The organism is Streptomyces sp. NBC_00012 (assembly GCF_045040875.1).
In the GTDB taxonomy this organism is placed as follows: domain Bacteria; phylum Actinomycetota; class Actinomycetes; order Streptomycetales; family Streptomycetaceae; genus Streptomyces.
Genome location: NZ_CP108309.1, coordinates 1,234,807 through 1,247,766 on the forward strand (window position 1 = coordinate 1,234,807; position 12,960 = coordinate 1,247,766).

At 69.5% G+C, this 12,960-nt stretch carries 10 protein-coding genes and 1 tRNA gene; 2 read left to right on the forward strand and 9 right to left on the reverse strand.

All coding sequences use genetic code 11. The features are described from left to right. Positions 1 to 28: 28 nt before the first annotated feature. From OHA19_RS05885 to OHA19_RS05900, 4 genes are all read right to left on the reverse strand, one after another. Positions 29 to 553 carry a phage tail protein gene (locus OHA19_RS05885; RefSeq protein ID WP_255979047.1) on the reverse strand — a complete coding sequence of 175 codons (525 nt, stop codon included), beginning with the start codon at positions 551 to 553 and terminating at the stop codon, positions 29 to 31. A 47-nt stretch (positions 554 to 600) separates the two neighbouring features. Continuing rightward, the gene (locus tag OHA19_RS05890) at positions 601 to 2,466 is read right to left on the reverse strand and encodes a phage tail sheath family protein (RefSeq protein ID WP_405749573.1); all 1,866 of its coding nucleotides are present in this window, start codon (positions 2,464 to 2,466) and stop codon (positions 601 to 603) included. A gap of 364 nt (positions 2,467 to 2,830) precedes the next feature. Continuing rightward, the gene (locus OHA19_RS05895) at positions 2,831 to 3,064 is read right to left on the reverse strand and encodes a hypothetical protein (protein ID WP_405749575.1); all 234 of its coding nucleotides are present in this window, start codon (positions 3,062 to 3,064) and stop codon (positions 2,831 to 2,833) included. 514 nt (positions 3,065 to 3,578) lie between these two features. Next, positions 3,579 to 3,652: transfer RNA gene (locus OHA19_RS05900), tRNA-Pro, on the reverse strand. Between the two features lie 125 nt (positions 3,653 to 3,777). Here OHA19_RS05900 and OHA19_RS05905 point away from each other — a divergent pair. Together OHA19_RS05905 and OHA19_RS05910 are read left to right on the forward strand one after the other, a co-directional pair. Beyond that, the gene (locus OHA19_RS05905; RefSeq protein ID WP_405719157.1) at positions 3,778 to 4,479 is read left to right on the forward strand and encodes a transketolase; all 702 of its coding nucleotides are present in this window, start codon (positions 3,778 to 3,780) and stop codon (positions 4,477 to 4,479) included. A 38-nt stretch (positions 4,480 to 4,517) separates the two neighbouring features. Next, on the forward strand, positions 4,518 to 5,420 hold the full coding sequence (locus tag OHA19_RS05910) for a transketolase family protein (protein WP_405749577.1): 903 nt from the start codon (positions 4,518 to 4,520) through the stop codon (positions 5,418 to 5,420). Between the two features lie 109 nt (positions 5,421 to 5,529). Here OHA19_RS05910 and OHA19_RS05915 read toward each other — a convergent pair whose 3' ends face one another. From OHA19_RS05915 to OHA19_RS05935, 5 genes are all read right to left on the reverse strand, one after another. Continuing rightward, on the reverse strand, positions 5,530 to 7,746 hold the full coding sequence (locus OHA19_RS05915) for a right-handed parallel beta-helix repeat-containing protein (protein ID WP_405719152.1): 2,217 nt from the start codon (positions 7,744 to 7,746) through the stop codon (positions 5,530 to 5,532). Then, positions 7,743 to 9,209, reverse strand: a complete 1,467-nt coding sequence (locus tag OHA19_RS05920) for a M1 family metallopeptidase (protein ID WP_405749579.1) — start codon at positions 9,207 to 9,209, stop codon at positions 7,743 to 7,745. Before OHA19_RS05920 ends, OHA19_RS05915 begins: the two co-directional genes overlap by 4 nt. Then, the gene (locus OHA19_RS05925; RefSeq protein WP_405719147.1) at positions 9,206 to 10,879 is read right to left on the reverse strand and encodes an extracellular solute-binding protein; all 1,674 of its coding nucleotides are present in this window, start codon (positions 10,877 to 10,879) and stop codon (positions 9,206 to 9,208) included. The genes OHA19_RS05920 and OHA19_RS05925 overlap by 4 nt, the downstream gene beginning before the upstream one ends. A 72-nt stretch (positions 10,880 to 10,951) precedes the next feature. Then, positions 10,952 to 11,812: a carbohydrate ABC transporter permease gene (locus OHA19_RS05930; protein WP_405753224.1), complete on the reverse strand. Its 861-nt coding sequence runs from the start codon at positions 11,810 to 11,812 to the stop codon at positions 10,952 to 10,954. A gap of 82 nt (positions 11,813 to 11,894) precedes the next feature. Next, positions 11,895 to 12,908: an ABC transporter permease gene (locus OHA19_RS05935; RefSeq protein ID WP_405719144.1), complete on the reverse strand. Its 1,014-nt coding sequence runs from the start codon at positions 12,906 to 12,908 to the stop codon at positions 11,895 to 11,897. Positions 12,909 to 12,960: the final 52 nt, after the last annotated feature.

Consider the following 12,960-nt stretch of genomic DNA (forward strand, 5'->3'; position numbering starts at 1 on the left):
TGGTGCGAATCTTCCGACTCGGCCTCGGTCAGGCCGGGTTGAGGAAGGAGGGCTCCTCCGGCTCCGGCACCTCGTAGTCGCGCTCCCAGCCCTCGCACTCGAGCTTGAGGCTCTGTATCGCCACCGCGTTGGCATTGGCGTCCAGCTCGCCGAGGACCTGGTACTCGCTGGGCCAGGTCCGGTAGAGCTTGTGCGAGACGGCGACCTGCCCGGCCTCGTTGAGGACCTGGATCACGATGTCCTTGCGGAAGTCGGCCAGGGACACCTCGGAGCCGAGACCGGCGCCGACCTGCCACACCTTGTTGGCCCAGCGGTCGAACTCGGGGTCGTGGGTGACCCCGCGTTCCAGCGTGATGCCCTCGAACTCGGAGCGGCCGGGCGACTTGCGCGGGGAGCTCGGGTCGCCGCCGTGCCGGTGCTTGACGACCTCGGTGGTCCGCTTCAGTGGACTGATCTTGCTGATGCCCGCGACCGTACGACCGTCCCACAGGACAAGGAACTTGAAGTTCTTGTAGGGGTCGAAGCGATGGGCGTTGACGTTGAACTCAGCCATCGGATTCCTTCACGCTTTCCTTCTCGCTCGCCACGGCTTGGGGGACCTCAGAGCTCGAACTGCCCGGACGTCTGCTGGATCTTGACGATCACGAACTCGGCGGGTTTGACCGGCGCGATGCCGACCAGGACGTTGACGACACCGTTCGCGATGTCCTCGTCCGTCGTCGTGTCGTGGTCGCACTTGACGAAGTACGCCTCGCGCGGAGTGCCGCCCTTGAAGGCGCCTTGGCGGAAGAGGTTGTGCAGATACGAGGAGGCGCTGAGGCGGATCTGCTGCCACAGGTTCTCGTCGTTGGGCTCGAACACGACCCACTGCAGGCCGCGTTGCAGACTCTCCTCGACATACAGGGCGAGCCGGCGGACGGGCACGTACTTCCACTCGCTGTCCAGGGCGTCGGAGCCCTCCAGCGTGCGGGCGCCCCAGACGGTCGGGCCGACCAGCGGGAAGGTCCGCAGGCAGTTCACACCCAGCGGGTTGAGCAGACCGCTCTCCCGGTCGGTGAGTCCGACCGCGAGGGAGTGCACCCCGGCGAGCCGCGCCTCGGTGCCCGCGGGGGCCTTCCACACACCGCGCTCGGCGTCCGTACGCGCGAAGACACCCGCGACCGCTCCGGACGGCGGGAAGGAACGCAGCCGCCCGGTGAGCGGGTCGGTGAGCTGCAACTGCGGGAAGTACAGGCCCGCGTGGTTGCCGCGCACCTGGTCGAAGGCCGCGAGGCCGACGCGTGCCGCGTCCACGCTGCCCCAGGAGTTCGGGGCGTCGACCAGGAGGAAGACGCGCCGCTCCTCGCACAGCCGCTGTGCCGCCGAGATCACCGTGACCGCGTCGTCGGTGTTCTCGTACGCCGCCAGCTCGGGAAGCACCAGCAGATTGACGTCGTCCTCGCCGCGCAGCGCCTGGATGCCGCTCTTGTCGGCCTCGGAGCCGATGAGGTCGCGCGGTCCCGGCGGGTCGCCGTCCTCGCCGCCCTTGAGCGGGAACACCGGCGGATTGACCGAGCCTTCGAGGCCCAGGTCGTTGGCGCACTCGCCGACGAAGCGGACGATGTCCTCGGGGTCGGTGGAGCCCGCCACGACCTGGATGCGCCGGCCGAACGCGGTGACCTGGACGCCCGCGAAGGCGTGCTTGCCGGGGGCGTCCGGCAGGGCGCGCAGCTTGCGTTCGAGGAGCAGCGCCAACTCGGTGACATTGCACGGGGCTTCGCCGTCGCTCTGGGGGTCGTAGAGGGTGAACTCGCGCTCGACCTCTCCGATCTTGACCGTGAGGTCGACGGCCAGGTCGGGCAGTTCCTGCCCGAACCTCTTGGAGACGGTGCCCGAGGGGTCTGGGCGGCCCTCACCGACGATGTCGACGCGGATGAGCCGGGAGCCGGAGTTGATGACGGTCGGCGCGTGACGTCCGTGCGAGGCGTCCATGGACAGGCCGGTGAAGGTCTCGCGGGCGCCACCGCGGGCGTCGTACACGCGCAGGTTGAACTCGTCGTCCGGGCTCGATGTGTCGTAGTCGACGGCGACCCGGAGTCCGTTGCCCCAGTGGCCGGGTTCCTTGGCGTGCACTTCGAGGACCGGGCACTCGCTGTGTCCCTCGGTCGACTCCAGGGTGGCGCAGGCGGCCTTGCCGCTGCCCGCCTTGGTGACGCGGACGATCACGGCGACCGTGCCGCCGTTGCCGAAGAACTGGTGCACCGCATAGCCGACGGCACTCTGTGAGCTGAGACCTCCGAAGCGGCGCTCGAACTCGGCGAAGCTGGTGACCCGCACCGGCTGGTTCAGCGGCCCGCGCCGGGTGTGGCCCACAAACGCGGTCACCGAGGTCGTGACGGTCGAGATGGTGCGGACACTGCTGGGAAGCTCTTCGACGTATACGCCGGGATATGTCGGCTTTGCGGCGCTCACTGCATTCGTCGACATTCCCCCTCCTATCCCTGCTCAGGCACCAGATGAAGGCACCAAGAGACGGCAGAGGAAACACTCCATCGAGGCACGCGAGCAAGGACCGCACGCTGGTCACGGCGAGTCACGTGCACCTCATCAAGTTCCCCCGTCAACGCCCGGCCGGTTGGTCGGCCGGACCAAGCAATGCGCTCGTGACTCCTGATGCGTGTGTGTGCTCAACGAAGTATTGAATGCTTGCAAGTTGAGGGGCAAGGCGTGTTCCGGTCACCCCACGGGGAGGTTCTGTGAAGAGCGAAAGGGGCACCTGACTCCGGAACGCGAGCCCCGCCACGCCTCAGAGAATGGGCATGCGTTCGCTACACAGGGTCACGCACTGGGGTCAGCTCTCCACAGGAACGAGCGCCCAACTGGCCCCGGGCATGTCCGTGACACACGCCAAAGGGCCGCCGCCGACCTCCGCCGGGTCGGGGCCGGCGGCCTGCGGGCTGCGGGCTGCGGGCTGCGGGCTGCGGGCTGAAGGACCCGTGCCGTTCGGCCCGGCAATCATGGCCGGAGCGCCGGCGTCCAGGGCGTCGAGCGCGGTCGCCGCGGCGGCCAGGTCCAGCCTCTGCACCGCGTCGGCCGACCGGCCATGCCCTCGGGCCGGCCGGCCACGGTGACGCGCTGTGCCGACCGGCGGCGTCCACACTCCGTGACCACTGATGCCGCTGCGGTTCAGGGGCGCGGGGGCTTAGGGAAGGTGGCTCAACCTCCGGCCACCGGCCTGCGCCGATGCGGGCCCGGACGACTTCGCCGCGCGTGCGGCCCTCGCGGAGTTCGTCGGACTCGATGTGCCAGGGCCGTTGTTGTCTCCTGGGCCGGCTCACGGCCCTGGCCCTGGCCCTGGCCCTGGCCGGCTGCCGCCAGGGCGGCCTCGAACGCCGGATGCCCCGCGACGAGACCCGACTCCGGGGAGAAGCAAGCCACTTCGGCTGGGCCACCGCCCGCCACCGGGCTCTCCGCCGGGCCCGATCGTCATGGGCCGTTGACGCCAGGGAAGGATGCCGGCCCCCGACTGCTCCCCAAGAATCGCCAAAGACCGGTCTCGGATGTCTCCGAAACCGGCCCTGATCTGCGACTGTCTCCAGTCGGGACGACAGGATTTGAACCTGCGACCCCTTGACCCCCAGTCAAGTGCGCTACCAAGCTGCGCCACGTCCCGATGCCCGCCTGACCTGGGGTTTCCCCTGGCCGAACGCGCATGAGAACAATACCGCACTCAGGAGGGTGGTCACGAACGCCTTTACCGCTTGACCTCAACCAAACTTGATGTTCAACGCTGGTCCCATGACGAACACCACCGCCGCACCGGCGCACGACCACCGTGACATGAACCGCCTGATGAGCCTGATGACCGGGGACGAGAAACACGGCCCCGCGGCGACCTCCACCCTGGACGCCATCCGGGTGCTGTACGACCGGGTGCTGCGAGTGACGCCCGGCACCGTCGACGCACCCGACCGTGACCGGTTCCTGCTCTCCAAGGGGCACGGGCCGATGGCGTACTACGCGGTCCTGGCCGCGCACGGATACTTCGGGGAGGAGCTGCTGCCGGGGTTCGGGTCGTACGACTCACCGCTGGGGCACCATCCGGACCGGATGCTGGTGCCGGGGGTCGAGATCGGCAGCGGGTCGCTGGGGCACGGGCTGCCGCTGGCCGTGGGCAGCGTGCTCGGGCTGCGGGCGCAGGGGCTCACCGATCCGCGGGTGTGGGTGCTGATCGGTGACGCCGAGCTGGACGAGGGCAGCAATCACGAGGCACTCGCCTACGCGGGCCCGGCCGGACTGGAGCAGCTGCACACCGTGGTGATCGACAACGCTTCGGCTTCGTACGCCCGGCCCGGCGGGATCGCGGCCCGGTTCGAGACGGCGGGCTGGTCGGTCGACTCCGTCGACGGGCGGGACCACGAGGCGCTGTACGCCGCCTTCACCGCGCCGCACCCCGGGCGGCCGCGTGCCGTGGTCGCCCGGGTCGCCCCCAAGCTCTGAAACGCACCGGCCGAAGACCGAAGAGAGGGAGATTTCGCATGGACACGATGCGTGACCGCTTCATCACCACCACGACACGGCTGCTGGACGAGGACCCGCGCCTCGCGCTCGTCCTGGCCGACATCAGCCGGGACGGCTTCGGTCCCGCCGCGCGGGCCCATCCGGACCGGGTCGTCAATGTGGGAATCAGGGAGCAGCTGCTGATCGGAGCGGGGGCCGGGATGGCGCTCACCGGGCTGCGGCCGATCGTGCACACCTTCGCCAGCTTTCTGGTGGAGCGGCCGTTCGAGCAGGTGAAGCTGGACTTCGGGCATCAGGGAGTGGGCGGGGTGCTGGTGAGCGCCGGAGCCTCGTACGACTGGCCGGCCGGCGGCTTCACCCATATGTCGCCGGGCGATGTCGCGCTCGTGGACACCCTCGACGGCTGGACGGTCCATGTGCCGGGCCACCCGGACGAGGCCGAGGCGCTGCTGCGGCGGGCCGCGGCCGGGGACGGCCGGGTGTACGTGCGGCTGTCGGTGCAGTCCAACGCGCGGGCGCGGCCGGTCGGCGCGGGGACCGGGTTCACCGTGGTGCGGGAGGGGGCGGGCGGCGTGGTGATCGCGGTCGGGCCGATGCTGGACAACGTTCTCGCCGCGACCGACGGCCTCGATGTGACGGTCCTGTACGCGACGACGGTGCGTCCTTTCGACGGGGCCGGGCTGCGGCGGGCGGTCGCTGATCACGGGGTCGCGGATGTGGTGATCGTCGAGCCGTATCTGGCGGGCACGTCGACGGCTGCCGCCAATGACGTGCTCGCCGATCTGCCGCACCGCGTGCTCGGGCTCGGCGTCGGGCGGGCCGAGCTGCGCAAGTACGGGGAGATGGACGAGCACCTCGCCGCGCACGGTCTGGACGCGCGGGGGCTGCGGGAGCGGATCGGCGGCTTCGTCGGTCGCTGACCGGTGCGGTGGGCCCGGGGAGTGCGGGCGAGCACGGCGACGCCGCCGGTGGTGGTACGACCGGCGGCGTCCCCGGGGCCCGCCCGGTGGATCAGGGTGGTTTCGGGCCCTATGGGTGGACGAGTACCTGCGACAGTGCCACGCGTCCGGTGCCGGACGTCACGATCTTCACCGTGCGGGTGCGGCTGTCCAGGTCCACGACGGTCGGGCGCAGTGCCTTGCCGCTGACGTGGATCGTTCCGTCGTCCGTCACCACGTCGAAGTCCGCGGTGGTGGACGAGGAGTTGTTCCAGATCTCGATCTGGCGGATCCGCCGCTCATCACCCAGGTCGACCTGCCACCAGGCGCCCGCCTCGGACAGTGTGCGGGTGTCCGTGTTGGTGTCGCCGTCCAGGGCGAGTGCGGCGTTCGCCGTGCCCTCGGTGGAGGACTGGGTGGCGGTGCCGGCGCGGGCCAGGTCGGTGCGCAGCTGCTCGACCGGGCCGCCGTGGGCGCCTGCCCCGCTCGCGACGGCAAGCGCCTCGGCCGACAGCTTGTCCAGGCCGGTGAGGTTGTCCGTCATGACCGATCCCTTGCCGCCGAGGGCGGGCGCCGCGGTGTCGGTCCAGTTGCCCCGGGCGGTGTTCTCGATGCCGTAATCCGCCCAGTTCGAGACCCACTTGTACCCGATGCGGGTGATGACGTTGCGCTCGACGAGGATGTGCGAGGACTGCTCGTCGAGGTAGATGCCGTTGCCGTCGCGCTCGGTGTTCCCGAAGGCGGAGCGGTTGATGTAATTGCCGGAGACGACGGTGCCCGGCTGTGCGCCCTGGGTGTAGATCGCGCCGCCGTCGTGCTGCTCCTGGGCGACCTCCATGACATGGGTGATCCGGTTGTCGGTCACCTTGTTGTCACGCAGGACGGACTTCTGCGACTCGGGCTGGTTCCAGCCCCAGCCGACCGAGATCCCGGAGTACGGGAGGTGGTCCAGACTGTTGTGGTCGATGGTCAGCCCGGCCTCGTACCCGGCCCAGATGCCCACCGAGTCGGTGTACTCGACGCCGGAGCGGGTGATGGTGTTGTACGCGACGGTGTTCCGCTCCCCCGCGAGCGCCGCCGACGGCATCGGCTCGGTGTCGCCCACGTAGACGGCGCCCGAGGACAGGTCGGTGAAGGACGAGCGGGTCACGGAGCTGTCCTTGGTGCCCGCTTCGAGGATGGCGCCCGCTCCGCCGAGCCTGCTGAACCGGGCGTTCTCGATGCCGACGCGCTGTCCGCCGCGGACCGTCACGGCGGCGGACGGCTTGGTGTAGAAACGGCCGGCGTGGTCCACGGGGCCGGTGGCTCCGGTCAGGGTAAGACCGGCCTGCATGCCCGCGTAGCCCTCGTCGGTCCCGGGCTGCCGGTACGCCGCGTACGCGAAGCCGATCCCGCTGACGGCGAGGTCATGGGCGCCGTCGATGACGAGCAGCTGTTCGGTGTGCGGGGTGACGGCCTGCGCGTGGCGCATGTTCTCGCCCTTGCGCGGCAGGTAGGTAACAGTGCGGTCCTTCGAGTTCCAGACGAACTCGCCCGGCTGGTCGAGGAGTTCGGGGGCGTTCTCGAAGAAGGCGACGCCGCTGTAGCGGGTGGAATCGACCGTGGTGGAGTCCCAGGCGGGGCCGGTGCGGTCGGTGCCGCTCGCCGAGTTGGTCCAGCAGGGCTGGGCGAAGGTCATGACATCGCCGTTCACGGCCGTGATCCGGCAGTGGTAGTTGCGCCAGCGGACCCGGATGACGGCTTCGGCGTCGGTGGGGCGCTGCCAGTCGGCGATGCCCGTGGCGACCGCGCCGGTCATGCCGGTCTTCGTGGCGTCGCAGGTGGCGGCGGCGCAGGCGTCGCCACGGGCGCGGGTGGCGCGCCTGCCGTCGACGAAGAGCTGGCGGGGGGTGACGCCGGCCGGGACCCCGGCGGTCCAGGTTCCGTCGGCGTTCTGCTGCCAGCCGGTGATGTCCTGTCCGCCGGAGAGGACAGGGCGGGCGCCGGGGGCCGCGCTCCAGGTGACGGTGCGGCCGTCCTTCCCGGAATCGGCGGCGCCGAGCTCCAGGGGCTGATCGAGCTTGTACGTGCCGTTCTTCAGCAGGACGCGGACGTCGTGGCCGGTCTCGGTGCGGGCCCGGTCGCGGGCGCCCTCGGGCGTGCAGGGGCGGGCGACCGTACAGGAGGTGCCGTGTCCGTCCGGGGCCGCGTACAGGGTGCGGGTGCCGGGTGCGGCCTGGGCGGCGGGGGCGAGAAGAAGTGCGGCCAGGAAGGCGGCGGTGGCGGCAGCGGCGGTTCCCCGTACGGTGTTCAGGTGGTGGCGGTTCACGCGGAGGCCTTCCAATCCGGGTGGCCGGGCATGGGCGGGTTCACGGCTCCGAAGAGCCAGTCACGCAGGAACGGGTCGAGGGACTTGTCGCCGGTGACATCGACGGTGTGCCGGATGAAGGCCTCGCTGGTGTACGTGGAGTCCTTGAAGCGCTTCACCCACTCACGCATCACCCGGTCGAATCTCCGCCGGCCGACCCGGAGGCTGAGGGCGTACAGGACGAGGGCGCCGCCGTCGTAGATGTTGGTGCCGCCGAGCGCCTTGGGCAGTCCGGGCGGGCCGTCGGCGGCGCGGACCGCGTCGAGCTTCTCGTACGTCGCCCTCATCTTGTCCTCGAAGGCCGACCAGCCGCGCTCCTCGCCGTACAGGCCGGCGTAGTACACGGCGGGGCCCTCGTTGAGCCAGGCCTGCTGCCAGTCGTTCGGGGTGACGGAGTCGCCGAACCACTGGTGGACCAGTTCGTGGACCATGGTCGTCTCGTAGCCGGGATGACCGTCGGCGTTGAGCTTGAACCAGTTGGTGGAGAACAGGGAGAGGGTCTGGTTCTCCAGGGCGTCGGTGTAGCCGTCGTAGATGTGGACGCCGTAGACGGAGAACGGGTAGCGGCCGAACTTCGCCTCCAGCCAGGCCAGATGGTCGGCGGTGCGGGCGACGATCGGCCCGTACTTGTCCTCCTGGCCCTGGGGGACGATGTGGCGCAGCGGGAGTCCGCGGTGGCTGGTGCCGTAGAGGTAGGTGCCCTTGACCACGGCGATGCCGATGAGTTCGGTCGCCATGCGCTCGCGCAGGGCGAAGTGCCAGACGGTGGAGCCGTCGGCGCGCGGGGTCTTGTGGAGGAGTTCGCCGTTCGCGGCGGCGACATAGCCCTGCGGGGCGCTGATGTGGAAGGTCCAGGTCGCCTTGTCGGACGGGGTGTCGTTGCAGGGCAGGAAGGTGTCGGCGCGGGAGGACTGGGCGGCGGAGGCGAAGCCGCCGTCCGTGCCGAACTTCCAGCCGGTCAGGCCGAGTCGGGGCGACTTGCCGTTGCCCCGGTAGCGCACCTCGGTGGTGAAAGCCTGGCCGTTGTGGAGCGGGCGGGCGGGCGTGACGGTGAGCTCCTGGCCGCTCTTGCCGGGCGCGAGCGCCCAGGTGGCGGGGCGGCCGCCGACCGTGACGGAGTCGACTGTGTGTCCGTCGGTGTCCAGGTTGAACGCCGAGAGGTCCTGGGTGGCCTTGGCGTTGATCCGCACCGCGGCGGTGAAGTCGTAGGTGACCGGTGTGAAGTCGAAATTCAGGTCGTAGTGGACGACCTCGTAGCCGCCGTTGCCGAGGGTCGGGAAGAGCGGGTCGCCGACACCGTCCGAGCCCGGCTCCGGGTCAAAGCCGTGCGGCTGTGCGGTGGCGGTCGAGCCGAGTGCGGGTACGGCGACGGCTGCGGCGACCGCCGCGCCGCCGAGCTTCAGGGCCGAGCGTCGCGTCCTCACTTCTTCCCCTTCTGGAAGGCTTCCTCGAACTCGCCGCGGGCCTGCTCGCCGCCCTTGGCCAGGTAGTCCTTGACGAGCTGGTCGTAGGCGGACATGGGCTTGCGGCCCGCGATGATGTCCTTGAGCGCGTCCTGCTTGAACGTGTAGAGGCTGCCGGACCCCTTCGAGTCCCACGTGGGCGAGGAGTACTGCAGGGTCGGGTCCTGCTCCATCATCGGGATCATCTTGGTGAAGGTGCCGTGGACGTGCCGGACGCCCTGCTCCGAGTCGGCGCTGAAGATCGCCGGGACCGCGGAGGCCATGAACTTCCAGGGCACGGTGACGTCCTGGGTGCCCTGCTTGGTGAGCGCCGGGTTGCCCTTGGCGTCGCGGGTGAAGTCCTTGCCCTCGACCCCGTAGTTGATGAGCGTGTACTCCTGGCTGCCGAACGGGGACGCGGCGAAGTCGGCGAGGGCCAGGATCTGCTTGACGCGGTCCCCGGACGCCTTCTTGATGTGGGTGTTCTCCAGCTTGACGTTGTCCATCCAGGCGATGGCGTCCTTGCCGACCGGCACGAAGGGGCGCGGGTCGTACTTCTTGTCGATCGCTCCCATGGCGGCGACGTACCCGACGCCGGGCGCCAGGTACGTGGGCATGCCGTCGTAGACGTAGGCGCCCTTGCCGTTCTTGAACATGTCCGTGTACTGGGCCTTCTGCGCCCCGGACATCTGAAGCGTGCCGGGGTAGAAGCAGCCCGCCTTGTACAGCTGCCGGGCGGTCTCCACCGCCTTGCGGAACTCCGGTGTCTCCAGGTCGGTGGTGAACTTGCCGGTCTTCTCGTCCAGCCGCCAGTAGTAGGGCGCACCCGCCGACATGGCGAGCATGCTGGTCGCGCCCGCGATGATGGCGTACTGGTCCTTCTTGGGCTGCGTCAGTTCCTTGCAGACCTCGACGAACCGGTCGAGGTCGGTGATCTGGTCGAGGCTGGTGACGCCGACCTCTTCGAACAGGTCGTGGCGGTAGACGCCGGCGCCGCCGGTCCCGGTGCGGGCGATCGGGATGCCGTACAGCTTCCCGCCGAAGATGGCGGCCTGCCAGGCGCCCTTCGGGATCGCGGCCAGATTGGGATAGTCCTTGATCCTGTCCCCGGCCAGGTACGGCGTCAGATCGGCGCACTTGGCCTGGAGGAAGGCGGCCTTGTTGTCGACGCCGCCAACCTCCGGGTACATGAAGAGGTCCGGCAGGCTGTCGCTGGCGACCATGGTGGAGAACTTGGTGCCGTAGTCGTCGGCGGGGACGGCGGTGATGTTCACCTGGCCGCCGAGGAGCTTCTCGATTTCCTGCCAGGCGGCGTTCTTGCCACGGGCGGGCGGCGGCGGTGAGAAGGTCTCCATCGTCGCGCTGATCGGCTTCGCACCCTTCAGCGGGGTGTTCTTCGTGGCGCGCAGCGGCTTGGCCGGGTAGCCGAAGTAGCCCTGCGGAACGCCGGCCGCGGTGCCCGCCAGGTCGGGGGCGAGGCCGATGTTGCGGACCGCGGTGCTGGGCAGCAGCGAGGCGCTCTTGGCCTCCGCCTTCGCGGTCGTGCCGCCGTCGCCGCAGGCGGCGAGCAACGGGGCGGCGGCCAGTCCCAGACCGACGCCCGCACCCATGCGGAACAGTGCTCTGCGGTTGATGGGGGTGGAGCTCGACACCTGAATCTCCTTGAGAGAGGGGAAGGAAGGAGTGGGGGGCGGTGGTTGCGCTCAGAGGCCGACGGGGGCCTCTCAGCCCTTGACGGCGCCGGTGAGCACGCCCTTGGTGAAGTAGCGCTGGAGGAACGGGTAGACGCAGAGGATCGGGACGACGGCGATCACCAGGACCGCCATCTGTACGGCCTGCTGCGGGGCGAGCACCTCGCCGGCCGAGGCGGCGTTCAGGCTCTGGCCCTGGAGCACGTAGGTGCGCAGCACCATCGGCAGCGGCCACTTGTCGGAGTCGTTGAGGTACAGGAGCGAGTTGAAGAAGGCGTTCCAGTACGTCACCGCGTAGAAGAGGCTGATCACGGCGAGTACGGCCTTCGACAGCGGCAGCACGATCCGCACCAGGATGCGGAAGTCGCCGGCTCCGTCGACCTTCGCGGCGTCGTACAGCTCCTCGGGCAGGCTCATGAAGAAGGACCGCAGGACGACCAGGTTGAACGCGCTGACCAGGGTGGGCATGACGAGCGCCGCGTAGGTGTCGTACAGGCCGAGGCCCTTGACCAACAGAAAGTTCGGGATGATGCCCGCGTTGAAGAGCATCGTGAACAGGGCCGTCATCAGGATGAAGCGGGAGCCCGTGACGTCGCGGCGGGAGAGCCCGTACGCCATGCCGACGGTGACCAGGAGGCTGGCGAGCGTGCCCAGGACCGTGATCCCGACGGAGACGATCAGCGCGCGGGTGACGACTCCGCCGGTGAGGATGGTGCGGTAGGCGTCCAGGGTCGGGTGGTCGGGCCACAGGACGAGGCCGGAGCTCTTGATGATGTCGGTCTGCGAGGCGAAGCTCGTGCCGATGACGCCGACCAGCGGGTAGGCGACGGCGAGGACGACCACGACGACGGCTGCCGCCTTGGCGGTCTGTCCGATGCGGGTCGGCCGTTCCATCCACGGGGGCCGGCCGTCGGACTTCCGGGCGGGGGCGGGGTGGGGCGCCGGTGCGGTGGATTCCGTCATGGCGCGCGTCTTCTCAGCGGTCAGCACCGCGGTACACCCCTTCGTGGCCGAGTCGGTGGGCGAACTTGTTCGCGCCCAGGACGAGTGCGGTGCCGATGACCGCCTTGACGAGTCCGACTGCGGCGGCGACGCCCCAGTCGTTGTCCTTGATGCCGTGGTAGTAGACGTAGGTGTCGAGGACCTCACCGGCGTCCGGGCCGACCGCGTCGCGCTGGAGCAGGATCTGCTCGAAGCCGACGGAGAGGATCTGCCCGAGGTTGAGGATCAGCAGCAGGATGAGCACGGGGGCGATGCCCGGCAGGGTCACGTGCCACAGGCGGCGTCGCGGTCCGGCGCCGTCGATGGCGGCTGCCTCGTACTGCTGCTTGTCGATGTTCAGCAGTGCGGCGAGGATGATGATCGTGCCCCAGCCGGCGTCCTTCCAGGCCACCTGGAGGGTCAGCAGCCAGGGGAAGGCGTCGGGGTCGCTCATCATGTCGTAGCGCGGCAGTCCCATTCCGCCCAGCACGTCGGGCAGGAGCCCGGCACCGCCCAGGATCTGCTGGAAGATCGAGACAATGATGACCCAGCCGATGAAGTGCGGCAGATAGACGACGCTCTGCACGAAACGCCTGATCCGGTCGCTGGCGATGCTGTTGAGCAGCAGGGCCAGGGCGATCGGGATCGGGAAGAAGAACACCAGCTGGACGAGGGCGATCTCCAGGGTGTTGAAGGTCGCGGACCAGAAGGCCGGCTCACCGAACGCCGCGGAGAAGTTGGCGAACCCCACCCAGACGCTGTGCATGTAGCCGAGGTACGGCTGGTAGTCCTGGAACGCCACCACATAGCCGAGCAGCGGTACGTAGTGGAATACGACGAAGTACAGCAGGCCGGGCAGGGTGAGCAGCAGCATCACCCGGTCCCGCTTGATCCGCTGCCAGAGGCTCAGCCGGTGCTGTGCGACAACGGCCCCGGCAGCGGGCGGGGAGGGTGTTTCAGCCTTCTGCCGCCGCTTTTCCCGCGGCAACGGGGGTGCTGTTTCAGCCATGGTGCGTCCTGTTCGGCTGGGTGGCGCGTGGTGGGCCTTCTGGGGCCGCAAG

Bases quoted from the DNA above. Each gene is read 5' to 3' on its own strand.
- OHA19_RS05885 (WP_255979047.1), bottom strand. From the start codon at position 553: ATGGCTGAGTTCAACGTCAACGCCCATCGCTTCGACCCCTACAAGAAC.
- OHA19_RS05890 (WP_405749573.1), bottom strand. From the start codon at position 2,466: ATGTCGACGAATGCAGTGAGCGCCGCAAAGCCGACATATCCCGGCGTA.
- OHA19_RS05905 (WP_405719157.1), top strand. From the start codon at position 3,778: ATGACGAACACCACCGCCGCACCGGCGCACGACCACCGTGACATGAAC.
- OHA19_RS05910 (WP_405749577.1), top strand. From the start codon at position 4,518: ATGGACACGATGCGTGACCGCTTCATCACCACCACGACACGGCTGCTG.
- OHA19_RS05930 (WP_405753224.1), bottom strand. From the start codon at position 11,812: ATGGAACGGCCGACCCGCATCGGACAGACCGCCAAGGCGGCAGCCGTC.
- OHA19_RS05935 (WP_405719144.1), bottom strand. From the start codon at position 12,908: ATGGCTGAAACAGCACCCCCGTTGCCGCGGGAAAAGCGGCGGCAGAAG.